Below are 25,991 nucleotides of genomic sequence, written 5' to 3' on the forward strand. Positions count from 1 at the left end.
GTACAGGATATTTTTGCAGTCACTGCAAGTTTGCAGTGTGTGAAGGATCTCGTCGGCGCGTGCCGGTCACGACCAGGGCGACTTCGGCCGTTCCTGCAGCTCCCCGTCCAGGTGCAGGTCGACCTTCTCGCTGTAGAAGCACACCAGCCCGGCGACCTTCTGGCTCTCCGGCAGCGGGGTGCGGTAGATCCACGCGAGGTCCTCGTGCAGGACCCCTCCGACCTCGACCGACCAGTACGTCGCCGTGCCCTTGTACGGGCACCGCGTCTGCGTGGCGGAGGGGCGGAGCAGGTCGAACCGGACATCACTCAACGGCAGGTAGTACCTCGGTGGCAAGCCGGTTTCGAAGAGGACGCGCGGCTGGGCCGAGGCGGCCAGCGTGACGCCGTTCAACGCCACCCGCACGTGCCGCGAGCTGTTCAGCACGTCCACGCGCGTGTACGGGTCGCGCGGGTGGACGTAGACCGGCTCGTCCTCCTCCAGCCACTCGTCCATCGCCGCGAACTCGAACCGCACGAGGCTCCTCAGCTCCTCGACCGGCGAGCCGGGGTAGGTGAGCGCGGCTCCTTCGGCCACTCCGCCCCTGGTGACCACGTCGTGCAGCACGCCTTCGCCCCGGCTCGGCGAGTGCCGCGTCTCCCCCGTCGGCCTCAGCTCGGCGCGCACGGACGCCAGCGGCAGGTAGTACGCCGGGTAGTGCGGGATCTCCCAGACCAGCCGCGGCGCGGTCGTGTCCGCGACCAGCTCGCCACCGGAGTACGTGCGGACCCGCTTCGCCGAGTGCTCCACGCGCACGCGGCCACGCTGCTCGTTGTCCATGTACCGGCACAACAAGACGCGATCGGCGGCTGTTCCGCGGCCCGCCCTCGGCGCGGGGCGCAAATCGCTCGATCGGGTATCACCTACTGGGGTACAAGGAAGGTGAAATCCCGGTCGGCGTCGTTGGGGGGTCAACGACCATGCCTACGCTCCTCGCATGCCGGAGGAAACCGACAAGGCTGGTCCGACACCTCCCGCCGCACCGGCGGGACCGGTCGTCATGAGCACGCCGATCCACGATCAGATCGCCGCTCAGCTGGGAGTTCGTCAAAAGCATCGACGGCCCGACTGATCACGGCTATGAATGGCTCCTCAGCCCGCTGGAAGGGGAGCCATGCGCGCGTTCGTGCCCAGGTTGGTCGCGGCGGTCGCGGTCGCGGTGTCCACCCTCGCGCCCGCACCACCCGCGTGGGCCGCGGTGCCGCCGATCGCCTGGCAGGCGTGCGGCCCCGACCACCCGGGCTTCGAGTGCGCGCAGCTCGTGGTGCCGCTCGACCACGACCACCCGCGCGGCGCCACGACGACGCTCGCGCTGACCCGCCTGCCCGCCGCGGACCCGGCGCGGCGGATCGGGTCGCTGCTGTTCAACCCCGGCGGCCCCGGTGCCTCCGGCCTCGACTACACGTGGGCGTGGGGCGCCCGGATGTCGGCGGGGACGCAGGGCCGGTTCGACGTGGTCGGCTTCGACCCGCGCGGCATCGGCCGGTCGGACCCGTTGCGCTGCTTCGCCTCCGAGCAGGAGCGCGCCGAGTACCTGGCCGACCTGCCGCTGTTCCCCTACCGGCCGTCGATGCAACGGCCGTTCTTCGACCGGTACCGCGCCCTCGCCGCCAAGTGCGACCAGCCGATCGCACGGCACATGAGCACCGCCGACGTCGCACGCGACATGGACCTGCTGCGCCGCGCGCTGGGTGATCGCAAGCTCACGTACTTCGGCCACTCCTACGGCTCGTACCTCGGCACGACGTACGCGAACCTGTTCCCCGGCAACGTCCGCGCGCTCGCAATCGACGGCGTGCTGGACCCCGAGCGGTACTCGAGCGGCCGTCAGATCGAGTCGGACCGCGTCGCCGGCGAGGAAGTGCTCGACGAGTTCTTCCGGCTCTGCGACGAGGCCGCCTGCCCGCTCGCACCCGCCTCGCGGCAGCGTTACGACGCGCTGCTCGCCGCCGCGCGGGCCAACCCGATCCAGCTCGGCGACGAGCTGTGGACCTACGACCAGGTCGTGGGCCACGCACGACTCACCGGGTACGCATCGGAGCTGTGGACGGTCATCGCGACCACGCTCGCCCAACTCGCCGATGCCGCGGCTGAACCTGGCGTCACCGCACTCGTGACTCCGCCTTACGACAACATGTTCGACGCCAACCTCGGCAACATGTGCGCGGACATCGAGTTCCCGCGCAACTTCGAGACCTACCGCGCCATCGGGCGTTATGCGGAGGCAGGTTCCGAGTTCGGCCCGTACTGGTGGTGGACGAACTCAGCGTGCGCCGACTGGCCGGCAAACGAAGACCGTTACACGGGCCCGTGGACCGCGCACACGTCCGCACCGGTACTGGTGGTGGGTGGCTACTTCGACGGAGGAACGGACTACCGCGGCGCACAGGCCGTGGCCCGGCAACTGCCCAACAGCCGGCTGCTGTCGTACGCGGGCTGGGGACACGTGTCGTGGCGGCGCAGCCAGTGCGCGGCCGACCACATCTACGCGTACCTGCTGGACGTGACGCTGCCCGCGCCTGGCACGGTGTGCCCGGCGAACCCCAACCCGTTCAGCGCTGCGCCGTCCCAGTCGGTCGAAGACGACTTTCGTCGCTACACGCACCCCGCCGCAGCGAGATAGGAAGAGCGCTCCTGGCTGACACGAGGGGACTCGCCCATGCGAACAACCGCGCTCGTCGCGCTCGCAGCGCTCATGGTCACGCTCACCCCGGTGGCGCACGCCGAGCAGGGCGCGCCCAGGATCGACTGGCAGGCCTGCGGACCGGAGCACCCCGGCTTCGAGTGCGGCACGGTCCGCGTGCCGCTCGACCACGACGACCCGCGCGGCGCCACGACCACCGTGGCGCTGACCCGCAAGCCCGCCACCGACAAGGCCCGCCGCATCGGGTCGCTGTTCCTCAACCCCGGTGGTCCCGGCGGGTCCGGCGTCGACCTGGCCCACTCGATCGGCGACCAGCTCTCGGCCGCACTGCGGGGCCGCTTCGACGTGGTCGGCTTCGACCCGCGCGGCGTCGGCCGCTCCGACCCGCTGCACTGCTTCCCGAGTGAGGAGGCCCTGGACGAGTTCTTCGAGGGCCTGCCCGGCTTCCCGTACCGGGCGGCGCAGGAGCGCCCGTTCTTCGACCGCTACCGCACCCTCGGCCCGAAGTGCCGCTCCGGCGAGCCCATCGCCCGCCACATGAGCACCGCCGACGTGGCCCGCGACCTGGACCTGCTCCGCAGCGCCGTCGGTGACCGCAAGCTCACCTACCTCGGCTTCTCCTACGGCTCGTTCCTCGGCACGACGTACGCGAACCTGTTCCCCCGCAACGTCCGCGCGCTCGCGATCGACGGCGTGCTCAACCCCGTGCTGTGGTCGGGCGGCCGCCAGATCGAGTCGGACCGCATCGCCGGCAAGGAGGTGTTCGACGAGTTCCTGCGCCTGTGCGACGAGGCGGCGTGCCCCCTCGCCCCGAACTCAGCCCAGCGCTGGAAGGCCTTGCTCGCCGCGGCGAAGGCCAAGCCGATCCAGCTGGGCGACCAGACCTACACCTACGACGCCATCATCGGCACGGCCATCGGCACCGGCTACGCCCCTGACGCCTGGCCCGCCATCGCCGCCCTGCTCGACAGGCTCTCCGACGCCTCCACCGGCACCGTGCTGACCGCCGCGGAACCGGACTACGACAACTTCTTCGACGCCTACAACGGCAACGCGTGCGCCGACATCGAGTACCCGCGCAACTTCGAGACCTACCGCGCCATCGGGCGTTATGCCGAGGCGGGTTCGGAGTTCGGCCCGTACTGGTGGTGGGGCAACGCCGCGTGCGCGAACTGGCCCACGAACCCCGACCGCTACACGGGCCCGTGGAACGCCCGCACCTCCGCACCGGTACTGGTGGTGGGCAACTACTTCGACGGTGCGACCGACTACCGCGGTGCGCAGGCCGTGGCCCGTCAGCTGCCCAACAGCCGGTTGCTCACCTACGCGGGATGGGGTCACACGGCTTATGGGGTCAGTGCGTGCATCACGGACCACATGAACGCGTACCTGCTCGACGTGAAGCTGCCTGCGGCGGGCACGGTGTGCGCGGCCAACCCGAATCCGCACCTGCCCGGTTCGGCGGCGTCCGTGCCGTTGTACAAACACCGCCGCTGACCACTCGCCGCCTCATCGCTGCCCAGGCATCTGCAAGTACTTGCAGATGCCTGGGCAGCGGGGGCGGGCCGATGGGCCTGTGGGGCGTTCGTGCGCGGTTGTGAGACAGCACAGGCGGTTTTAGCCGGCGAGAGCGAAGAGCTCCTCCGGGCGGCCGGTGGACTTCAGGACGGCCAGCGACTGCTTCTCCAGCTGGCGGATCCGTTCACGGGTCAGGCCGAGCTCGTCGGCGACCTCCTGCAGCGTCCGCTCCCGGCCGTCCTCCAGGCCGAAGCGCAGCCGCATGATCCGCCCCTGGCGCTCGGGCAGGACCTCCAGCAGCGACCGCACGCCCTCGACGAACTCCTGCTGCTCCACCAGGTCCGGCGCCGACACGCCGTCACCGTCCTGGATCAGGTCGCCCAGCACCGAGTCACCCTCGTCGCCGACCGGCGTTTCCAGCGACACGCACGTGCGGGCCGCGTCGCGCAGGTCATGCACGCGCTGCGCGGACACCTTGGCGTGCGCGGCGATCTCCTCCACGGTGGCCTCGCGACCGAACTCGGCGGAGAGCTTCTGCCCGATCCGGTTGAGCTTGTTGACCTCTTCCACGACGTGCACCGGCAGGCGCACGGTGCGGGTCTGGTCGGCCAGACCGCGTTCGATGGCCTGGCGGATCCACCACATGGCGTAGGTGGAGAACTTGTAACCCTTGGCGTAGTCGAACTTCTCGACCGCGCGGATCAGGCCCAGGTTGCCCTCCTGCACCACGTCCAGGAACGGCAGGCCGCGGAACGAGTGCTTCTTCGCGACCGACACGACCAGGCGCAGGTTCGCGCGGATCATGTGGTCCTTCGCGCGCTCGCCCTCGGCGACCAGCCGGCGCAGTGTGCGCCGGTCCCGCGTGGTGTCGCCGGAGTCGAGCAGCTGCTGTGCGTACAGGCCGACCTCGATCGCCTTCGCGAGCACGACCTCCTCCGCGGCGGTGAGCAGCGGCGTGCTGCCCACGTCGCGCAGGTACTGGCCGACCAGGTCCGCGTCCTGCTGTCCGGACGCGCGGTTCTTCAGTTCTGCAGGCATGACAGATCCCCCGTTTCCGATTGGCAGGTGGTGCGGGCGAGCTGGCCGCCTCTGGTGTAACGGTTCAGACCTCTTGGTCATTCCGCGTTTTCGGTTGTGACCTCAGCCTCACCCGTGTGATCGCGTGGTGTTCCACGCGTTGCACGGTGATCTCCCAGCCGGAGACGTGCACCACGTCTCCGGGTCCTTCCGGGATTCTCCCGAGGACCACCAGGACCAGACCCGCGATCGTCGCGTAGTCCCCCTCCGGTGCCTCCGGCAGCTCGACCCCGATGTCAACGAGGTCGTGCACCGGAAAAGTTCCCGGCAGGATCAGCGAACCGTCCGCTTCGGTGCGGACGTTCGCGACATCGCGGTCCGTCTCGTCGTAGATCTCACCGACGACCTCCTCGAGCAGGTCCTCCAGCGCGACGATGCCGTCGACCGCGCCGTGCTCGTCCACCACGAGCGCGAGCTGTTCGCGCTCGGCCTTCATGCGGCGCAACGCGTCGGTCACGCGCAACGAGTCCGGCAGCATCAGTGCGGGCCGGGCCACGTCCTTCAACGCCGCCGTGTCGTCCAGCACGTCGCGCAGGTGCACGACGCCGATCACGTCGTCCAAGTGGCCGTCCCGCACCACCGGCGCCCGTGAGTGCCCGGACTGGGCCAGGGTTTCCCTCGCCACGGGGATGGTCAAACTCGCGTCGAGCACAACCACCTGCCGACGGGGCACCAGCACCTCGCGCAGCCGCCGTTCGTGGATCTCCAGCGCACCGGTCATGATCTCCCGCTGCTCGGCGTTCAGGTGCTTCTGCACGGCCACCAGCTCGCGCAGCTCGTCGGGTGACATCTGCTCCTCGTCGGCGTTCGGGTCACCGCCGAACACGCGCACCACGAGGTCGGTCGCCTTGCTGAGCAGCCACACGACCGGGCGGGAGACGGTCGACAGCACGTCCAGCGGCCGGGCGATGATCTTCGACCAGCGCACCGCGTACTGCATCGCGAGCCGCTTGGGCGCGAGCTCGCCGAACACCAGCGTGACGAACGTCAGCAGAATCGTCACCAGCGCGATCGCCACGCCGTTCGCCGCGCTGCCGAGGAACTCCAGTGCGGGCACCAGCGGCTGCGCGAGCGACACCGCCGCGGTCGCGGAGGCGAGGAACCCGGACAGCGTGATGCCGATCTGGATGGTTGCGAAAAACCTGTTCGGATCCCGTGCCAGTCGCACGAGCGTGCGGTGCCCATCCCGTTCCAGCGCGCGCAGCTGCCCCTCACGCAGCGACACCAACGCCATCTCGCTGCCCGCGAACGCAGCGTTCAACAACACCAGCACTCCGACCAGCGCAAGGTCGAACCCGAAGCCGTCCATGCGTTTGGGTTAGCACCCGCGGTGGTATTTCGCGACCTGACGGCCGTCTTGAGCAGCCAGGGCAGCCAGAACGTGAACGGGGTGGATCGAGATGGACGCTCCCGAGGTGCTCCGCACCTCAGCGCGATATCCCCTGCCCGACTCCGACCCGGATCTGGCGGACCTGCGCTCGTGGGCTTCGACGTTGCTTGCCGACCTGTCCGAGGACGTGCTGCTGGACGTGCAACTGGTGTGCACCGAACTGGCCAGCAACGCTTATGAGCACGCGGCCGCTCCACGGGTGGTGCGCATGTCACGCACCAATGAGGTCATTCGCGTCGAGGTCGAGGACGGGACACCCGCCGAACTGCCGCAGCTGGGCGAGTCGCGCATCGCCGACTCCCGCGGGCGTGGCTTGGTGTTGGTCGCCCATCTCTCTCGTTGCTGGGGTACGCGTGAGGCCGCCGACGGCAAGACCGTCTGGGCGGAGATCAGCGTCTGAGCTCAGGCGCACGGTTCGGCTGTGCGTTTCGCACGGTGAAGACATGACATCGCGCGGATGGATGTTGCCGGGCGTCGGTTCGACGCTCAGTGCATGACAACGACGACAACTTCCGCGGTCCGGCCGCTGGTGCGCCACGGCGTCGAGATGCTCGTGGCGATGCTCCTGGGAATGTCCCTGCTGGGACCCCTGTGGACGCCGGACTCGATCGAGCTCACCGTCCTGTGGATGGCTGTGTCGATGTCCGTGCCGTTGGCGCTGTGGATGCGCTATCGCGGTCATGGGCGCGTGGTGGAGATGTGCGCCGCGATGGCGGTGCCGTACCTCGTGCTGTTGGTGCCCTACTGGTCGGGTGCGGTGGATCGCGATGCCGTGCTCATAGGCGGTCACCTGCTGATGGTGCCCGCGATGATCTTCGTGCTGGTCCGCTACCGCCACGAGCATGGCGTCGCGTCCACCAACCCGGCCATCCGGTTCCTGGGCGACCGTTGGCCGACGATGGTCGCGCTGGCGCTGACGTTCGACTTCTGGCAGGCGGCGCTGGTGCCCCCGGTGTGGACGCTGCTGGTGTGCCAGGCCGTCTACCTGATGTGGGGCCGGCGGGCACCGCGCGTGCAGCTGGCCGTGTTCGGGGCCTACGCGGCGCTCGCGGCCGTGGTCACCACCTCGTCGGCCGACCTCGGCGTGGTGCTGATCGCCGCCGGGTGGGGCGCGCACGCCGTCTGGGACCTCGTGCACCACGTCCGCAACGCCGTCGTGCCGCGCTGGTGGTCGGAGTTCTGCGGGGTGTTCGACCTGGTCGTGGCGGTCACCATCATGATCGCGTGGCTCTAGGGTGGTGGCGGTGACCGAGCTTTCCCGGACCGAGCTGCCCCGGACCGATCCGGCACGGGCCGCGTTGCGCTGGACGCTGCACTCGCTGTGGGCGGGCTCGCTGGTCGTGCCGCTCGTCGCGGTGCTGCGCGAGCCGACGGCCACGCGCTGGCTCGGCGGGCTGGGCCTGGTGCTGCTCGCGGCGGCGTGCGTGGTGGCGGTGCGCTCCGGGACGTTCTGGGTCCTGGGTGCGGCCGCACTGGTGTCGATCCCGCTCGTGGCGCCGGTCGGACCGGCCGGTCTGCACCCGTGGGCGTGGGTCGGCGGGGTCGCGGCGGGGTTCGCGCCGCTGCTGCTCACCGGCGTGTGGCGGTGGGCGGCGGCAGTCGCCGGGGTGGCGCTGGCGGGGGTGGTGGGGTTCGCCGTCGGTGGCATGCCCGCGACCCACCTGCTGATCGCCGCCTCGGTCGCGGCCACGGTGATCGCGATGGCCGGGCTGCCGACGTGGTACGCCGGGCTGCTGGAGCAGGCGCGGGCGGGCCGGGAGGCGCGGGCGGCGCTGGCGGTGAGCGAGGAACGGCTGCGGTTCGCCCGCGACGTGCACGACCTGCTCGGGCACCGGCTGACCGTGATCGCGCTGAAGGCCGAGCTGGCCGGGCGGCTCGCCGGCACGGACCCGCAGCGGGCGGCGGCCGAGGCGTTCGAGGCGCAGCGGCTGGCGTCCTCGGCGCTGAGCGAGGTGCGCGCCGCCGTGGACGGCTACCGGGCGGTCGACCTGGCCGAGCAGCTGGCGGCGGTGCGCGGCGTGCTGCGGGAGGCCGGCATCCGGTGCACGGTCCCCGACAGTGGCGGCCTCACCGGTGACAGCGCCACCCAGCTCGCGCTGGCGGTGCGGGAGGCCTGCACCAACGTGCTGCGCCACAGCAGGGCGACGTGGTGCATCATCGACCTCGCCGAGCGGGACGGGGAGGTGCTGATGACGGTCACGAACGACGGCGTCGCCCCGGACGCGCCCGAACGCGGGGGCAACGGCCTGCGCGGCCTGGGCGAACGGCTGGCCGCGCACGGCGGCCGGATCTCCGGCGAGCGCTCGGCCGGCACCTTCACGCTGCGGGTCGTGGTGCTCGCGTGATCAGGGTGCTGCTGGCCGACGACGAGGAGCTCATCCGCGACGCCCTCGCCGCGCTGCTCGACCTCGAACCGGACCTGTCGGTGGTGGCCAGCGCCGGTGACGGCCGGGCCGCCGTCGACGCGGCGCTGGCCCACCGCCCCGACGTCGCCGTGGTGGACCTCCAGATGCCCGCCCTGGACGGCTTGGAGGTCACCGCGGAGCTCGCCCGCGTGCTGCCGTCGTGCGCCGTCGTGGTCCTGACCGGCCGCGGCCGCCCGCCGCACCTGCAGCAGGCCCTGCGGGCGGGTGCGAAGGGCTTCCTGCCCAAGGGCTCCCCCGGCGGCACGCTCGCCGACGTCATCCGCCGCGTGCACTCCGGGTCCCGCTGGGTCGACCCGGCGCTCGCGGCCGACGCGCTCGCCGCTCCCCCGTGCCCGCTGACGCAGCGCGAGCTGGAGGTGGTGCGGCTCAGCGGGTTCGGCACCCCGGTGGCGCAGATCGCGGCCCGCACGTCGCTGTCACCGGGCACGGTCCGCAACCACCTGTCGGCCGCGGTGGCCAAGCTGGGCGTGGCCGGCCGGGGTGAGGCGTTCCAGCTGGCGCAGGAACACGGCTGGCTCTAGTTCGACGTCAGCACGTCGAACGCGTGCTTGCGGTGCACCGCGAAGAGCTGCAGAGCACCCTCGACGTCCCCGGCCCGCAAGGCTTCCACCAGCGCACGGTGTTCGTCGCGCACGTGCTCCAGGTAGCCCTCCGTGCTCACCGCAACGCGCGTGAGCAGGAACAGGTGCACCTGCGACCGGATGGCCTCCCAGGCGTGCACGAGCCGTGAGTGGTCGGCGGCGGCGTAGACGGCGTCGTGGAACTCGATGTCCAGCTGCACCATCTCGTGCGGGGTGCGGGCGCGTTCCATCTCCTGCGCGGCCTTCTCGACGGCGGTGAGGTCGGCGGCGGTGTCGACGACCCGGCGCACCGCGAGCACCTCCAGGGCGCCGCGCAGGCTGTCGAGCTCGGCCACGTCGCGGGCCGACAGCTCGGCGACCGTCGCGCCGCGGTGCCAGCCGGTGCGGACGAGCCCTTCGCGTTCCAGCTGCTGCAGCGCCTCGCGGACCGGGCCGCGGCTGACCTCCAGCGCCTCGGCCAGCTCCACCTCGCGCAGCGGGCTGCCGGGCGGGTAGCGACCGTCGAAGATCGCCGTCCGGATCGCGTCCGCGACCTCGCTGCTCAGGCCGCGCCTGCGGGCGGGCTCCAACCGTGCCATGGCGCAATGTTAACAAGCGCACATTCCACCGACCAGCCTCGTTGTCCTAATGTCAACATTCAGACAACAGAAAGGCGCCAGCGTGAGCATCCCCCGCTTCCACCTCGCCATGCCCGTCGACGACCTCGCCGCCGCCCGCGCGTTCTACGGCGGCGTCCTCGGTCTCGACGAGGGCCGCAGCTCCGACACCTGGATCGACTGGAACCTGCACGGCCACCAGTTCGTCACGCACCTGGCCCCGCGGGTCGAGCGGGTGCACAACCCGGTCGACGGACACGACGTGCCGGTGCCGCACTTCGGGTTGCTCCTCACGCCCGACGAGTTCCAGGTCCTCGCCGCGAGGCTCACAGCGGCCGGCACGCGGTTCGTCATCGAGCCCTACCTGCGCTTCGCGGGGCTGCCCGGCGAGCAGTGGACGATGTTCCTGCTGGACCCGGCGGGCAACGCGCTGGAGTTCAAGGCGTTCGCCGACGACGCGCAGGTGTTCGCGACGTAAAGGGCGGCCAAAAATCTTGCACGATGCGCAAGTTTCGGTAGCGTGGAGGTGACACCGAGCGACGGCCCCGTCACGCGGGGCCGGGGACGGGAGCGCTTCCATGACCACGGCAGAGCGGCAACGCACCGCGCAGGAGCTGATCCGGCCCCAGCTGCCCGCTGAGCTGACCCGGCGCGGCCGGTGCCCGTTCGACCCGGCGAAGGGGCTGCTGGAGCTGAGCGGGCAGGGGCCGGTGCACCGGGTCGAGCACGGCGGCGAGGCGGTCTGGGTCGTCACCGGGCACGACGAGGCGCGGGCGGTGCTGGCCGACCCGCGGATGAGCGCCGACCGGTTCGGCAACCCGCGGGTGCGGGCGCGGATGTCGCCGGAGCTGTTCAACGAGATCTTCCCGCCCGAGCGCCGCGCCGGGTCGTTCATCTCGATGGACGCCCCCGAGCACACCCGCTACCGGCGGATGCTGACCGGGCAGTTCACCGTGCGGCGCATGCGACAGCTGGAGCCGCGCGTGCACGAGATCGTGACGCAGCAGCTGGACGCGATGGTCGCCGCAGGCCCGCCGTCGGACCTGGTGCACGACTTCGCTCTGCCGGTGCCGTCGCTGGTGATCTGCGAGCTGCTGGGCGTCGACTACGGCGACCGCGACGAGTTCCAGCGCACCACCTCGAAGCTGCTCAGCCTGACGACCACGATCGACGAGCAGATCAAGGTCGGCACCGAGCTGCGGCGCTTCATGCAGGGCCTGGTGCGCGCCAAGAGGGCCAAGCCCACCGACGACCTGCTGTCCGGCCTGGTCACCGAGACCGACCTGACCGAGGACGAGCTGGTCGGCATCGCGAACCTGCTGCTGATCGCGGGCCACGAGACGACGGCGAACATGCTGGCGCTGGGCACGTTCGCGCTGCTCGAACACCCGGAGCAGCTGGAGCTGCTGCGGGCCCGGCCCGAGCTCACCGAGAACGCGGTCGAGGAGCTGCTGCGCTACCTGTCGATCATCGCGTTCGGCGTGCCGCGGTTCGCGAAGGAGGAGAGCGAGGTCGGCGGTGTCACGATCCCCGCGGGTGAGACGGTCCTCGTGGCCGTGCCGGCGGTGAACCGCAGCCCCGAGCAGTACGAGGACCCGCACGAGCTGCGCGTCGACCGGCCGCGCGGGCACCACCTGGCGTTCGGGCACGGCATCCACCAGTGCCTGGGCCAGCAGCTCGCCCGCGTCGAGATGGTCGTCGGCTTCACCGAGCTGCTGCGCAGGCTTCCCGGCCTCAGGCTGGCCGTGCCCGCGACGGAGGTGCCGCTGCGCACCGACATGGCGATCTACGGCGTGCACGCGCTCCCGGTCAGCTGGGACGCGTGAGGCCGGTGCCGAGCTGGTCGATCCACCGGTCGATCAGCTCGGCACCCGACCACGTCCTGGTCGCCTCCGGCGAGTCGAGCCACCACTGCACGACCGAGCGCAGCGACGACGTGATCATCGAGGCCGCCACCACCGGGTAGGGGTCGACCTCCGGGTCCAGGCCGGTCCGCTCGGCGATCACCGCGGTCAGCTCCTGCTCGCGCGTCGAGTAGGCCGCGAGGACGTGCGGCAGCAGCGCGGGCGTGCGGCGCAGCTCCCGCAGCTGCCGCAACCGGTCGAGGTCGAGGTGCTCGGGGAACGTGGACTGCAGTGCCGCCCGCAGCGCGGCCAGCAGCGGTTCCTCCGCCGGGCGGGACGCGAACGCGTGTACGAACGCCTCGGCCGCCGTGGAGTCACCGGCGACCACGGCCTCCTCCTTGGACGAGAAGTAGTTGAAGAACGTCCGCAGCGACACCCCGGCCGCGTGCGCGATCTGCTCCACGGTCACGCCGTCGAGGCCGTGCTGCACGCACAGGCTCCGCGCGGCGTCCCCCAACGCCTCCCGTGTCGCCGCCTTCTTGCGCTCCCGCAGGCCAGTCATGCCGCACACCCTAGGTCCTAGCGCCTGTCGGCGCCGTAACCGGGCGACGCGCGCGGACCTGCTGAGACGGTTGACCGAACCATCGAGCGCAGGTGTCAAAATTGGTCTGGACCGGATCTGCTCCGATCCCTTGTCACCCGCGTGAACACCTCACTACGGTCCGTGAGATCGCTCTCACAGACCCACGGAGGACCGGGTGCGCGTACTCGGAGTCGTCGTACTGACCGGTGCCCTGCTCACCGCGGTCCAGGCCACCGCCGCACCCCCGCAGCCGCCGCGGACCACCGCCGGCGCCGCACCGGTCACGCTGATCACCGGCGACCAGGTGTTGCCCGGTCAGCGCGCGGTGCAGCCGGCGCCGGGCCGGGAGCGCGTGCTGTTCACCTCGTACACGGCGGGTGGGCGGGAGTTCGTGGTGCCGGACGACGCCATGCCGTTCATCGCCGACGGCCGCCTCGACGAGCGGCTGTTCGACGTCACCGAGCTCGCGGGCCACGGCGGTGCGCTGCCGGTGATCGTCACCTACCCCGAGGGGGCGCCGCGGGCCCAGTCCGGGCTGGACCTGCCCAGCATCAACGGTGTCGCGTTCGACGCGGCCAGGACACCGGTCACGGGACTGACCGCGGCGGGCACGTTCTCCCTGTCCGGTGTGGAGAAGGTCTGGCTGGACGCGAAGCGCCACGCCACCCTCGACCGGAGCGTCCGGCAGATCGGCGCCCCCGCCGCGCACGCCGCCGGGTACACCGGTGCGGGCACGACGGTCGCGGTGCTCGACACCGGCGTCGACCAGACCCACCCGGACCTCGCCGACCGCGAGATCGGCGAGCGGAACTTCACCGGCTCGCCGGACGCCGGTGACCACCACGGTCACGGCACGCACGTCGCGAGCATCATCGCGGGCACCGGCGCGCGGTCCGGCGGCAAGTACCGCGGTGTCGCGCCGGACGCCCGCATCCTCGACGTGAAGGTGCTGGGCGACAACGGGTCCGGGCAGGACAGCCAGATCATCGCCGGCATGGAGTGGGCCGTCGAGCAGGGCGCCCAGGTCGTGAACATGAGCCTCGGCGGCTTCGACACCCCCGAGGTCGAGCCGCTGGAGGAGGCCGTCAACCGGCTCACCGCCGAGAAGGGCACGCTGTTCGTGGTCGCGGCGGGCAACAGCGGTCCCGCGGGCGGCACGCTCGGCTCCCCCGGCACCGCCGACGCCGCGCTGACCGTCGGTGCGGTCGACGACCGGGACCGGGTCGCCGAGTTCTCGAGCCGCGGCCCGGCGCAGGCAGGCACGCTGAAGCCGGACCTGACCGCGCCGGGTGTGGGCATCGTCGCCGCCCTGCACTCCGACGGCCGCATCGGCGCCCCCGTCGAACCCGGCTACACCGCGCTCGACGGCACCTCGATGGCCACCCCGCACGTGGCGGGCGCGGCGGCGTTGCTGCGCCAGCGGCACCCCGGCCTGAGCGGTCCCCAGCTCAAGGCGCGGCTGACCGGCAGCGCCACGCCGGCCGCGAGCGCGACGCCGTTCGAGCAGGGCTCCGGCCGCGTCGACGTCGCGAAGGCCATCGTGCGGAACGTGACGAGCTCGCCCGGCAGCCTGAGCTTCGGCCGGCACCTCTGGCCGCACACCGGCGAACCCGTGGCGGCCAAGGAGATCACCTACACCAACGCGGGCACGGCACCGGTCACGCTGGACCTCACCACCGACACGAACGGCGCGGTCTTCTCCGTCTCGCCGGCACAGCTGACCGTTCCCGCCGGCGGCACCGCCACCGCCACCGTGACCGCGGACGTCGCGCGGCAGCCCGCCGGTGGCGTGGTCGGCGGCGCGGTCGTCGCGTCCGGCGTCCGCACGGCCGTCGTGGTGGACCTGGAGAAGGAGAGCTACGACCTCACGATCAACGCCGTCGACCGCACCGGCGCCAAACCGGGCCACCTCAGCGCGTTCCTCGTGAACGTCGGCACCGGCGCCCGCGCGTGGCCCGGCAGCGCCACCGGCGTCGTGCGCGTCGAGAAGGGCGACTACCTCCTCAGCGGCAGCGTCCTGGGCTCCGCGGAGTGGACGCACGACTCGTTCAGCTACCCGAACCTGAGCGTGACCGGCCCGATGACGATCGACCTGGACGCCCGCACGGCCAGGCCGGTCGACGTCACGCCGCCGGTCGACGCGCGGCTCAGCCTGCTGCAGACCGGTTTCGAGCGGGTGCACGGCGGAACCGCCTACACCGTCGGCAACTTCTCCGTCGGCGGCTCGATCGCGCACCTCGGCCTCGCGCACCTCGGCCCGGACTCGGAGGAGGTCACCGGTCAGGTCGCCACGTTCTGGACCGCAGGCACCGACTTCTACGGCCTGGCCTGGTACCGCGCCGGCGGCACGTTCACCGGGCTGTCGAAGACCGTGGCCGCGAAGGACCTCGCCGTGGTGAAGGTCGACCTGCCCCCGTTGCGGGACGGCCAGACCGCCACCATCGGCCACACGGTCGCCCCTCGCGGCCGTGCAGCGTGGACCTACGGCTCGCTCGACGCCCTGGTGCCCGGCCCGCGCACGGAGTACTACGGCGGTGAGGGGGCCGACTGGTCGCGCCGCCTGACCCTGTTCTCCCCGGCCGGCTACGCGGGCACCCTCGACGGCCCGCTGCGCCACTACCGCCCCGGCAGGCACTACGGGGAACCGTTCCACCGCGCCGTCTTCGGCCCCGCCCTGCCCGCGACCCGCGACGTGCCGCACTCGTTCCGCACCGGCGACCTGGTCCGGGTGACGATCCCGCTGTTCGGCGACTCCGCGGGCAACGCCGGGTACAGCCCGGTCACCTCGGCCCGCACGACGGTCCTCCGCGACGGCGTCCGCGAGTTCGAGACCGGCGAACCCGGCTGGGCGGTGTACGACACCGCGCCGGGCGAGGCCGGGTACGAGGTCGTCACCGAGGCGGTCCGCGACAGCGCGCTGAGCACGAAGGTCTCGGGCAGGTGGACGTTCCGCTCGGGCACGACCTCCGGCCGGACCGCCCTGCCGCTGTCGGTGGTCCGCTTCACCCCGGAGCTCGACGACAACGGCACCGCACCCGCCGGCCGCGCGTGGGGCGTGCCGGTCACCACCCAGTCGCTGACCGGCGACGTGCGGGTGACGTCGGTCGAGGTCTCCTACGACGGCGGCACGACGTGGAAGTCCACCCCGGTGCACGGCAACCGCCTGCTGCTGGCGCACCCGCGGGACGCGAAGTCGGTGTCGCTGCGCGCCCGCGCGGTGGGCAGCGGGCAGACGGTGGAGCAGACGATCATCAACGCCTACCTGCTGCGGTGACGCGCTGAGCCGGTCCGCGTGCCCTGGCAGCTCACGAGGCGACAGGGCACGCGGGCCTCCCTTCCCGCACCGGACGACCTGGCCACGACCGGGGGCGCCGTGGTCAGCTGAGGAGCACGAGCCCGACGGCAAGGGGGTACCGCGGTGCGCGAACTGACCGACGAGATGGTCGCTGACTGGACCGCTGCACGCCCGGCGCCCGCCGCCGAACCGCCCCAGCTGGTCCCGCACCGCCACGTCGCCCGCGCCGGTGACGTCGCCGTGCACCCCGACGGCCGGCGGGCGGTGCTCAGCTGGTCGGCTCCGCGGATCGACCCCGGGCTGCTCAACCCCGCTCTGCACGTCGTCGCCCCGGACGGCACCGTGACCGACCTCGGGCCCGCACCGGCCGACGCGCGCACGCCGGTGTGGTGGGGCGACCGGATCTTCTACCTGGCCCTGACCCCGCCGGGCCTGCAGGGCGGGATGGCGGTGTTCGACCAGGACCACCGCAACCTCACCGCGGACCTGCCCGCGTGCCCGACCGACCTCGTGCAGACGGACGGCGCGCCGATCGTGGTGGTCGCGACCGGGCTGGACACCGAGTTCCACCGCCTCGACGACGCCTGGGCCGACGCGAGGCCGGGTGGAACGCCCATCGCACGCGTCAAGGGCTCCCACCGCCCCGGCCGCAGGGCACCGCTGGACATCCCGCTCGGCCCCCAGCACCGCCTGCGCTACCGGGCGCACGACGGTCTCGGCCTCGACGCCCTGCTCGTCCTCCCCACCGGCACGACCGGCGCGGCCGACGGCCCCTTCCCCCTCATCACCCTCGTGCACGGCGGCCCCTACGACCGCTGGGCCGACGACTTCCAGCTCGGCTGGGTGCCGTCCGCCCAGTGGTTCGCCCAGCAGGGCTTCGCCACCTTCCTGCCCAACCCGCGCGGCGGACTCGGCCGCGGCCACGCGTTCGCCGCGGCCGTCAGCCACCGCGTCGGCCTGGAGGAGTGGCAGGACGTCGAGACCGGCGTCGACCTGCTCGTCGAGCGGGGCATCGCCGACCCCGACCGGCTCGGCATCGCGGGTTGGAGCCACGGCGGGTACCTGGCGGCGTGGGCGACGACGCGGACCGACCGGTTCAAGGCGGCGTTCGTCGGTGCCGGCATCTCGCACTGGCCTCGGCAGGTCGCCACCGGCGAGTGGGGCCGGTTCGAGGCCGCGCTGAGCGACAGCCTCGACACCAGCCCGATCACCTACGCCGACCGCATCCGCACGCCGCTGCTGATCGTCCACGGCGCCGACGACACGAATGTGCCGCTGGAGCAGGCCGAGCTGCTGCACGCGGCCGTCCCGCACTCCGAGCTCGTCGTCTACCCCGGCGAGGGACACACCTTCGCGCAGCGCGCCAACAAGATCGATCTGCTGAACCGAGCCAGAGCGTTCTTCGCGAAGGTCAGGGACTTGCGCAAGCCTTACGCAACGCCCGCAACCGAACCGCAAACCACCGCAAGCGGACGCCTCGACGCCGAAGCAATTTCCCCGCACCGTTCGGACGCGAACCGAAGCCGTCCGACTTCACAGCATGGCTGGTGATCGAGCGTCCTGACCGCAAAAGGCCACTCAACCCCGCCTCGAAGCACCCGTCTTTCCTGTTCAGAGCGCTCTGTCGCAAATTTGCGCAATCACGTCGAGATATTGCGGTAATCTGCTGGTCACTTCTACGGTGAGGCGCGCCACACCCCCTCGCGTCCCCACCGAGAAGGGCCAAGCACGCCATGTCACCGACGACACGCGCTCGCTCCCTGCTAGCCCCGTTAGCCGCAGCAACCCTCACCGCCGCGACGCTGGTCGTCGCCCCTGCCGCACAGGCCGCGCCGGTGAGCCTGGACCTCGCGCAGCAGACCAGGATCGACGAGGTCACCCTCACCAAGGCCGGTGCCGGCACGGAGACGTTCGCCGTGCAGACGAGCCTGGACGGCAGAGGCTGGTCCACGCTCGTCGCGGAACAGCCGCACACCTTCCGGGACGGCAAGGTCACCTTCCGCGTCGACCCGACCCTCGCCAAGCACGTCCGCGCCACGAAGACCACGGCGAAGCTCCAGGTCCACGAGGCGCAGGCGAGCGCCAGGCTGGCCGCCACCCTCACCGCCAGCAGCACCAACCAGGGCTACGGGCCGGGCAACGCGGGCGACGGCGACCAGTCGACGTACTGGGAGAGCGCGAACAACGCGTTCCCGCAGTGGATCCAGGCCGACCTGGGCTCCGCGACCAAGGCCGACCGGGTCGTGCTGAAGCTGCCGGCCGCGAACTGGGGCACGCGCACCCAGACGATCGCCGTCCAGGGCAGCACGGACGGCAGCTCCTTCACGGACCTGGTGGCGGCGCGGGGCTACGAGTTCAACCCGGCCGCGGCCAACACCGCCACCATCGACTTCACCGCCGCGACCACGCGGTACGTCCGGCTCCGCATCACCGCGAACACCGGCTGGCCCGCGGGGCAGCTGAGCGAGTTCGAGGTGCACGGACCGGCGACCGGTGACACGCAGGCGCCGTCCGCGCCGGCGAACCTCGCGTTCACCCAGCCGCAGTCCGGTCAGGTCCGGCTCACCTGGTCGGCGAGCACCGACAACGTGGGCGTCACCGGGTACGACGTCTTCGCCAACGGCAGCCTGCGCACCGCGGTCACCGGCACCACCTACACCGACACCCAGCCCGACGGCCTGCGGGTGACCTACCACGTCGTCGCGAAGGACGCGGCGGGGAACCAGTCAGCCGCCAGCGGCTCCGTCACGCGCGAGGGTGCGACGGGCCAGAACCTGGCGCAGGGCAAGCCGGTCACCGCGAACCACAACGTGCACACCTTCGTCGCCGCCAACGCCAACGACGGCAACGTGCAGACCTACTGGGAGTCCAACGGCTTCCCCGGCACGCTGACCGTCGGGCTCGGCTCGAACGCCGACGTCTCGTCGGTCGTGGTCAAGCTCAACCCCGACCAGGCCTGGGGCGCCCGCACGCAGAACGTCGAGGTCCTCGGCCGTGCGCAGGACGCCACCGCGTTCACCAGCCTGGTGGCCGGCCGCGACCACCGCTTCGACCCGGCGAGCGGCAACAGCGTCACGATCAGCGCGGCCGCCAGGGTCGCCGACGTGCAGCTGCGGTTCACGTCCAACACCGGCGCGCCCGGCGCCCAGGTGGCGGAGGTCCAGGTGTTCGGCACCCCTGCCCCGAACCCCGACCTCACCGTCACCGCGACGTCGTTCACGCCCACGGCCCCCGTCGAGACCGACCGGATCACGCTCAACGCCACCGTCCGCAACGCCGGCAGTGCCGCGTCGGGAGCTACCGACGTGACGTTCTTCCTCGGCACCACCGCGGTCGGCACGGCTCAGGTCGCCGCCCTCGCGGCCGGTGCGCAGGCGAACGTGAGCACCGCGGTCTCCGCTCGTCCGGAGGGTTCGTACGAGTACACCGCCAAGGTCGACGAGACCGGGAAGGTGGCGGAGCAGAACGAGACCAACAACGCCCGCGTCCACCCCGACCGGCTCGTCGTGACACCGGTCCCGAGCTCCGACCTGGTCGCCGTGCCGTCCTGGTCCCCGAGCAACCCGGGCAACGGCCAGACCACCACGTTCAGCGTCGCGCTGAAGAACCAGGGCAGCATCGCGAGCGCGACCGGAGCACACGGCATCACGGTCACGGTCCTGAACAGCAGCGGCCAGACCGTCCGCACGCTCACCGGCAGCCACACCGGCACGATCGGCGCCGGTGCGACGACCGCCCCGGTCACCCTCGGCACCTGGACCGCCGCCAACGGCCGCTACACCGTCCGCACGGTCATCGCGAACGACGGCAACGAGATCCCCGCCAAGCAGGGCAACAACACCAGCGAGCAGTCGCTGTTCATCGGCCGCGGCGCGAGCGTCCCGTGGCAGCACGTGGAAGCCGAGGACGCGACCGCCGGCGGTGGCGCGCAGGTCCTCAGCCCGAACCGCACGATCGGCGACCTCGCCGGTGAGGCGTCCGGCCGCCGTGCCGTCACGCTGACCGGCACCGGTCAGTCGGTCGAGTTCACGACGTCCGTTCCGACGAACACGCTCGTCACCCGGTTCTCCATCCCGGACAGCTCCGGTGGCGGCGGCATCACGAGCACCCTCAACGTCTACGTCAACGGCCAGTTCCACAAGGCGATCGACCTGACGTCGAAGTACATGTGGCAGTACGGCAACGAGGCCGAGCCGGGCAACTCGCCGGGAGCGGGCGGGCCGCGCCACGTCTACGACGAGGCCAACGTGGTGCTCGGTTCCACGTTCCCGGCGGGCACGAAGATCAAGCTGCAGAAGGACGCGGCCAACACCACGAACTACGCGATCGACTTCGTGAACTTCGAACAGGTGACGGCCGCCGCGAACCCCGACGCCGCACGCTACGCCGTGCCCGCCGGGTTCACCCACCAGGACGTGCAGAACGCCCTGGACCGCGTCCGGATGGACACGACCGGCACCCTCGTCGGCGTCTACCTGCCCGCGGGCACCTACCAGACGGCGCAGAAGTTCCAGGTCTACGGCAAGGCGGTCAGGGTGGTCGGCGCCGGCCCCTGGTTCACCCGCTTCCAGGCACCGCTGTCGCAGGAGAACACCGACATCGGCTTCTCCGCGCAGTCGTCCGCCAACGGCTCGACGTTCAGCGGGTTCGCCGTGTTCGGCAACTACACCGCCCGCATCAACGGACCGGGAAAGGTGTTCGACCTCGCGGGCGTCCAGAACATGACCATCGAGAACATCTGGGTCGAGCACATGATGTGCCTGTTCTGGGGCAACAACGTCGACAACAACGTCATCCGCGACAACCGCATCCGCGACATGTACGCGGACGGCCTGAACATGACGAACGGCTCGTCGGGCAACCGCGTCGCCAACATCGAGGCCCGCTCGACCGGTGACGACGCGTTCGCGTTGTTCGCCGCCACCGACAACGGCGGCAGCGGCCAGCAGAACAACGTCTTCGAGAACCTGTCGGTGCTCACGCCGTGGCGCGCGGCCGGTCTCGCGGTCTACGGCGGCAAGCTCAACACGTTCCGCAACATCTACGTCGCCGACACCCTGACCTACTCGGCGGTGACGATCAGCTCGCTCGACTTCGGCTACCCGATGGAGGACTTCGGGCCGGAGCCGACGACGTTCAGCGGCCTCACCCTGGTCCGCTCCGGCGGTCACTTCTGGGGTGCGCAGACGTTCGGCGCGATCTGGATGTTCTCCGCCTCCAAGAAGTACACCGGCATCCGGGTGAGCGACGTCGAGATCATCGACCCGACCTACAGCGGGATCATGTTCCAGACCAAGTACAACGGCGCCGCCGAGAACGTCTTCCAGGACACGGTGCTGTCCAACGTGAGCATCTCCGGAGCGCGCAAGTCCGGCGACGCGTTCGACGCCAAGTCCGGTTTCGGCCTGTGGGTCAACGAGATGCCGGAACCCAACCAGGGTCCCGCCGTCGGCGAGGTCACGTTCAACGGCCTGCGCTTCAGCAACAACTTCCAGGACATCAGGAACACGACGTCCACCTTCAAGATCACCATCAACTGATACCCCTGCCGCGAAGGACAAGTCCATGAAATCCACGCTCATGAGGCGTGCGGTGAGCGCTGCGGTCGTCAGCGCACTCGCACTGTTCGGATTGACACCCACGGCGGGAGCAGCGGTCGTCCGCCTGTCCGCGAACCTGACCGCGTCCAGCAGCAACGGCCCGTACGGGGCCGGGAACGCCGGTGACGGCAACCAGGGCAGCTACTGGGAGAGCGCCAACGGCGCATTCCCGCAGTGGCTGCAGGCCGACCTCGGTGCCGCGAAGAGCGTCAGCAAGGTCGTGCTGCGGCTGCCCTCGAACTGGGAGCAGCGCACGCAGACGCTGGCCGTGCAAGGGAGTTCCAACGGCTCGCAGTTCAGCGACCTCACCGGGTCGAGTGGCAGGGTGTTCTCGCCCGGCTCGAACAACACGGTGACGCTCGACTTCGGCGCGACCAGCGTCCGGTACGTGCGCGTCACGGTCACCGCGAACACCGGCTGGCAGACCGCGCAGCTCAGCGAGTTCGAGGTGCACGGCGAGTCCGGCTCGGTCGACCCGCCGCCCACCGGCGCCAACCTCGCGGCGGGCAAGCCGGTCGAGGAGTCCGGGCACGTGCACGACTTCGTCGCCGCCAACGCGGTCGACGGCAGCACCGGCTCGTACTGGGAGTCCAACGGCCTGCCCGGTCACCTGACCGCGAAGCTGGGCTCGAACGCGGACATCACCTCCGTCGTCGTGAAGCTCAACCCCGACTCGGCGTGGGGTGCGCGGACGCAGAACTTCGAGGTGCTGGGCCGTGAGGCGAGCGCGACCGCGTTCGCGACGCTGAAGGCGCGGGCGGACCACCGGTTCGACCCGGCCACCGGCAACACGGTCACCATCGCGGTGAGCGGCAGGGCGTCGGACGTGCGGCTGCACTTCTACTCCAACACGGGCGCGCCCGGCGGCCAGGTCGCCGAGTTCCAGGTGTTCGGCTCCTCCGCACCGGCGCCCGACCTGACGGTCACGAACCTGACGTGGTCGCCGGCCAGCCCCAGTGAGGCCGACTCGATCAGTCTCTCCGCCACCGTGCGCAACGGCGGCACGGTCGCCTCCGGCGCGACGACCCTGAACGTCGCGCTCGGCGGCACGACCGCGGGCACCGCGCAGGTCGGCGCGCTCGCGGCGGGCGCCACGACCACCGTCACCGTCAGCGCCGGCCGGCGGGGCGCCGGGTCGTACGCGGTCTCGGCCACCGTCGACCCGGCCAACCAGGTCGCGGAGACCAACGAGGGCAACAACACCTTCACCTCCGGCTCGCCCCTGGTCGTCGGCCAGGCACCGGGTCCGGACCTGCAGGTCACCGGCGTCACGCCGAACCCGTCGTCCCCGGCGGCGGGCCAGCAGGTGACGTTCGCGGTGCAGGTCAACAACCGCGGCACGTCGGCGGCAGGCGCCTCGGTGACCCGCGTGGTCGTCGGCGGCAGCACCCTGAACGCCACCACCTCCGCCATCAACGCCGGTCAGACCGTCACGGTCACCGTCGGCACCTGGACCGCCACCAACGGCGGCGCCACGGCCACCGCGACCGCCGACGCCACCAACGTGGTGGCGGAGACCAACGAGAACAACAACACCGCCACCCGGTCCATCGTGGTCGGACGCGGCGCGTCGGTGCCGTTCACGAGCTACGAGGCCGAAGCGGGCCGCCACAACGGCACGCTGCTGGAGGCCGACGCGAAGCGCACGTTCGGGCACACCAACTTCGGTTCCGAGTCCTCTGGCCGCAAGTCGGTGCGCCTCGACGCGCAGGGCCAGTTCGTGGAGATCACCTCGACGGTCAGCACGAACTCGATCGTCGTGCGCAACTCCATCCCGGACGCGGCCGGTGGCGGCGGCCAGGAGGCGACGATCAGCCTGTACGCCAACGACCAGTTCGTGCGGAAGCTGACGTTCTCCTCGCGCCACAGCTGGCTCTACGGCACGACCGACGACCCCGAGGGCCTCACGAACCGCCCCGGTGGCGACGCCCGCCGGTTGTTCGACGAGTCCCAGGCGCTGCTCGCGAGCTCCTACCCCGCGGGCACGAAGTTCAAGCTGCAGCGCGACTCCGGTGACACCGCGCAGTTCTACGTGATCGACCTGATCGACCTGGAGCAGGTCGCACCGGCGGCGCAGAAGCCCGCCGAGTGCGTCTCGATCACGCAGTACGGTGCCACGGCCGACGACCAGACCGACGACACCGACGCCTTGCAGCGCGCCGTGACCGCCGACCAGAACGGGGAGATCCCCTGCGTCTGGATCCCGGCCGGCCGGTTCCGCCAGGAGAAGAAGATCCTCACCGTGTTCAACAGCGGCGGGGACAACCAGGTCGGCATCCGCAACGTGACGATCCGCGGCGCCGGCATGTGGCACTCGCAGCTGTTCTCGCTGATCCAGCCGCAGGACGCGGGCACGATCAACCACCCGCACGAGGGCAACTTCGGGTTCGACGTCGACGACAACACGCAGATCTCCGACATCGCGATCTTCGGCTCCGGCCGGATCCGCGGCGGTGACGGCGGTGCCGAGGGCGGTGTCGGGCTCAACGGCCGGTTCGGCAAGAACACCAGGGTCACCAACGTGTGGATCGAGCACGCCAACGTCGGCGTCTGGGTCGGCCGCGACTACACCAACCTGCCCGACCGCTGGAACCCCGGCGACGGCCTGCAGTTCAGCGGCATGCGCATCCGCGACACCTACGCCGACGGCATCAACTTCACCAACGGCACCCGCAACTCCACGGTCTTCAACTCGTCGTTCCGCACCACGGGCGACGACGCGCTGGCCGTGTGGGCGTCGAAGTACGTGAAGGACCAGAACACCGATGCCGGCAGCGGCAACGCGTTCCTGAACAACACGATCGCGCTTCCGTGGCGTGCCAACGGGATCGCGATCTACGGCGGGTCGAACAACCGCGCGGAGAACAACATCATCTCCGACACGGCGAACTACCCCGGCATCATGCTGGCGACCGACCACGACCCGCTGCCCTTCGGCGGGACGACGACGCTCGCCAACAACGTCCTGTACCGCACCGGCGGCGCGTTCTGGGGTGAGGCGCAGGAGTTCGGCGCCATCACGCTGTTCTCGCAGAACCTGCCGATCCCCGGCGTCGTCATCCGCGACACCGAGATCCTCGACTCGACCTACGACGGGATCCAGTTCAAGGGCGGCGGCTCCGGCATGCCGGACGTGCAGATCACCAACGTCCGCATCGACAGGTCGAACAACGGCTCCGGCATCCTCGCGATGGCCCAGGCCCGCGGTTCGGCGAAGCTGACGAACGTGACGATCACCAACTCGCGCGACGGTGACGTCACGATCGAGCCGGGCTCGCAGTTCGTCATCAACCGGTAGATCCTCTTTAGAACCACCTCCAAACGGGTATTACCCCGTTTGGAGGTGGTTTTCCATGTCGACGGTCGTTGTCGGGTTCGACGGCTCTGACCAGGCGAAGCGCGCGGTGCTGTGGGGCGCGGAGGAGGCTTCCCGGTGCGGGGCGGCGTTGCGGGTGGTGCACGGTGTGCGGGCCCCGCTGCCGGAACCGGTGTTCACGCCGGTGTCCGCCCCGGTCCCCGAGTTCGTGACCGAGGAGACGATGGCCCGCGCAGCCGAGGACCACCTCGCCGAGCTGGCGCAGGAGGTCCGGCAGACCTGGCCCTCGCTGCAGCTCTCGACGGACGTGAAGATCGGCCGCCCGGTCGACGTGCTGGCCGACGAGCCCGGTGAGCTGCTGGTGCTCGGTTCCTCCGGCCGCACCGGCCTCGCCGAGATGTTCCTCGGCTCCACCGCCGCCGAACTGGTCTCGATCGGCGGCCGGCCGGTCGTGGTGACCCGCAGCGGCCCGCTCGACGGCCGGGTGGTCGTCGGCATCGACGGCTCCGAGACGTCCGCGGAGGCCATCGAGTTCGCGTTCTCCTTCGCCGAACGCCACGGCCGCGACCTGCTCGCGGTCTACGCGTGGACCGACGTCGGCTGGGCGGAGCTGCCCGAGCAGGACTGGGACCACGTGCGCGCGGACCTCGCGAAGGTCCTCGACGAGCAGCTGGCCCCGCACCGGGAACGCCACCCCACCGTCCAGGTGGCCGCGGAGGTCGCGTTCGAGGCACCGGCCCGCGCACTGCTCCAGGCGGCCGACGGTGCCGCCCTGCTCGCGGTGGGAAGTCACGGCCGCGGTGCCGTGGCACGTGCAATTCTGGGCTCGGTGAGCCACGCTGTGCTGCACCACGCGCCGTGTCCGGTCGCGGTGGTCCACCGGAGGTGACGTGAGATGCGCGGGGTGGCCGTGCTGGTGACGTGCTTGGCCCTGACCGGATGCGCCGGCGCGGAACCACCGGGGGTCCCCGGGTCGAGCGTCACGACCCCGACACCCTCGACGTCCGCACCGGCGGCGTCATCGAGCCTCCCCGCGCCGCTCCCGCCCTCCTCGACCCCATTGCCGCCCAGGACGACGCCGT

General features: G+C 71.2%; 18 protein-coding genes. 13 read left to right on the plus strand and 5 right to left on the minus strand.

Annotation, left to right across the window (positions count from 1 at the left end; genetic code table 11):
- Window positions 1–66: 66 nt before the first annotated feature.
- The gene (locus AB0A63_RS13620) at window positions 67–819 is read right to left on the minus strand and encodes a DUF427 domain-containing protein (protein ID WP_360389763.1); all 753 of its coding nucleotides are present in this window, start codon (window positions 817–819) and stop codon (window positions 67–69) included.
- Window positions 820–1,153: 334 nt separating this feature from the next.
- Here AB0A63_RS13620 and AB0A63_RS13625 point away from each other — a divergent pair, with 334 nt between their 5' ends.
- The gene (locus AB0A63_RS13625; protein ID WP_360389766.1) at window positions 1,154–2,662 is read left to right on the plus strand and encodes an alpha/beta fold hydrolase; all 1,509 of its coding nucleotides are present in this window, start codon (window positions 1,154–1,156) and stop codon (window positions 2,660–2,662) included.
- A 36-nt stretch (window positions 2,663–2,698) separates the two neighbouring features.
- Window positions 2,699–4,180 carry an alpha/beta hydrolase gene (locus AB0A63_RS13630; RefSeq protein WP_360389769.1) on the plus strand — a complete coding sequence of 494 codons (1,482 nt, stop codon included), beginning with the start codon at window positions 2,699–2,701 and terminating at the stop codon, window positions 4,178–4,180.
- A gap of 120 nt (window positions 4,181–4,300) precedes the next feature.
- Here AB0A63_RS13630 and AB0A63_RS13635 read toward each other — a convergent pair whose 3' ends face one another.
- Window positions 4,301–5,239, minus strand: a complete 939-nt coding sequence (locus AB0A63_RS13635; protein ID WP_360389772.1) for a sigma-70 family RNA polymerase sigma factor — start codon at window positions 5,237–5,239, stop codon at window positions 4,301–4,303.
- A gap of 64 nt (window positions 5,240–5,303) precedes the next feature.
- A complete protein-coding gene (locus AB0A63_RS13640; protein ID WP_360389775.1) occupies window positions 5,304–6,587 on the minus strand; it encodes a hemolysin family protein in 1,284 nt (427 codons plus the stop codon).
- Window positions 6,588–6,678: 91 nt separating this feature from the next.
- Between AB0A63_RS13640 and AB0A63_RS13645 the strand changes: the two genes are divergently transcribed.
- From AB0A63_RS13645 to AB0A63_RS13660, 4 genes are all read left to right on the plus strand, one after another.
- The gene (locus AB0A63_RS13645) at window positions 6,679–7,068 is read left to right on the plus strand and encodes an ATP-binding protein (protein WP_360389778.1); all 390 of its coding nucleotides are present in this window, start codon (window positions 6,679–6,681) and stop codon (window positions 7,066–7,068) included.
- Window positions 7,069–7,161: 93 nt separating this feature from the next.
- Window positions 7,162–7,902 carry a hypothetical protein gene (locus AB0A63_RS13650; RefSeq protein WP_360389781.1) on the plus strand — a complete coding sequence of 247 codons (741 nt, stop codon included), beginning with the start codon at window positions 7,162–7,164 and terminating at the stop codon, window positions 7,900–7,902.
- Between the two features lie 10 nt (window positions 7,903–7,912).
- Window positions 7,913–9,013 carry a histidine kinase gene (locus tag AB0A63_RS13655; protein WP_360389783.1) on the plus strand — a complete coding sequence of 367 codons (1,101 nt, stop codon included), beginning with the start codon at window positions 7,913–7,915 and terminating at the stop codon, window positions 9,011–9,013.
- On the plus strand, window positions 9,010–9,615 hold the full coding sequence (locus AB0A63_RS13660) for a response regulator transcription factor (RefSeq protein WP_360389786.1): 606 nt from the start codon (window positions 9,010–9,012) through the stop codon (window positions 9,613–9,615). The genes AB0A63_RS13655 and AB0A63_RS13660 overlap by 4 nt, the downstream gene beginning before the upstream one ends.
- Here the strand turns inward: AB0A63_RS13660 and AB0A63_RS13665 are convergent.
- Complete coding sequence (locus AB0A63_RS13665) at window positions 9,612–10,253, minus strand: GntR family transcriptional regulator (protein ID WP_360389789.1); 642 nt, start codon at window positions 10,251–10,253, stop codon at window positions 9,612–9,614. The two genes, AB0A63_RS13660 and AB0A63_RS13665, sit on opposite strands and share 4 nt — an antisense overlap.
- Window positions 10,254–10,302: 49 nt before the next feature.
- Here AB0A63_RS13665 and AB0A63_RS13670 point away from each other — a divergent pair, with 49 nt between their 5' ends.
- The gene (locus tag AB0A63_RS13670; protein WP_360389792.1) at window positions 10,303–10,749 is read left to right on the plus strand and encodes a VOC family protein; all 447 of its coding nucleotides are present in this window, start codon (window positions 10,303–10,305) and stop codon (window positions 10,747–10,749) included.
- A 100-nt stretch (window positions 10,750–10,849) separates the two neighbouring features.
- Entirely contained in the window at window positions 10,850–12,097 is a 1,248-nt protein-coding gene (locus tag AB0A63_RS13675) for a cytochrome P450 (protein WP_360389795.1), read from the plus strand.
- Here the strand turns inward: AB0A63_RS13675 and AB0A63_RS13680 are convergent.
- Window positions 12,081–12,677 carry a TetR/AcrR family transcriptional regulator gene (locus tag AB0A63_RS13680; RefSeq protein WP_360389798.1) on the minus strand — a complete coding sequence of 199 codons (597 nt, stop codon included), beginning with the start codon at window positions 12,675–12,677 and terminating at the stop codon, window positions 12,081–12,083. The genes AB0A63_RS13675 and AB0A63_RS13680 overlap by 17 nt on opposite strands.
- Before the next feature lie 196 nt (window positions 12,678–12,873).
- Between AB0A63_RS13680 and AB0A63_RS13685 the strand changes: the two genes are divergently transcribed.
- The 5 genes from AB0A63_RS13685 (at window position 12,874) to AB0A63_RS13705 (ending at window position 25,798) form a co-directional block, all read left to right on the plus strand.
- Window positions 12,874–15,972, plus strand: coding sequence for a S8 family peptidase (locus tag AB0A63_RS13685; RefSeq protein WP_360389800.1), 3,099 nt, complete (start codon window positions 12,874–12,876; stop codon window positions 15,970–15,972).
- Window positions 15,973–16,116: 144 nt separating this feature from the next.
- Window positions 16,117–17,544 carry a prolyl oligopeptidase family serine peptidase gene (locus AB0A63_RS13690; protein WP_360389803.1) on the plus strand — a complete coding sequence of 476 codons (1,428 nt, stop codon included), beginning with the start codon at window positions 16,117–16,119 and terminating at the stop codon, window positions 17,542–17,544.
- A gap of 284 nt (window positions 17,545–17,828) precedes the next feature.
- On the plus strand, window positions 17,829–21,533 hold the full coding sequence (locus tag AB0A63_RS13695; RefSeq protein WP_360389806.1) for a discoidin domain-containing protein: 3,705 nt from the start codon (window positions 17,829–17,831) through the stop codon (window positions 21,531–21,533).
- 25 nt (window positions 21,534–21,558) lie between these two features.
- Window positions 21,559–24,891 (plus strand): CARDB domain-containing protein, encoded by a 3,333-nt coding sequence (locus AB0A63_RS13700; RefSeq protein WP_360389809.1) that lies wholly within the window; start codon window positions 21,559–21,561, stop codon window positions 24,889–24,891.
- A 55-nt stretch (window positions 24,892–24,946) separates the two neighbouring features.
- Window positions 24,947–25,798 (plus strand): universal stress protein, encoded by an 852-nt coding sequence (locus AB0A63_RS13705; protein ID WP_360389812.1) that lies wholly within the window; start codon window positions 24,947–24,949, stop codon window positions 25,796–25,798.
- Window positions 25,799–25,991: the final 193 nt, after the last annotated feature.

The organism is Lentzea sp. NPDC042327 (genome assembly GCF_040647275.1).
Taxonomy (GTDB): Bacteria; Actinomycetota; Actinomycetes; order Mycobacteriales; family Pseudonocardiaceae; genus Lentzea.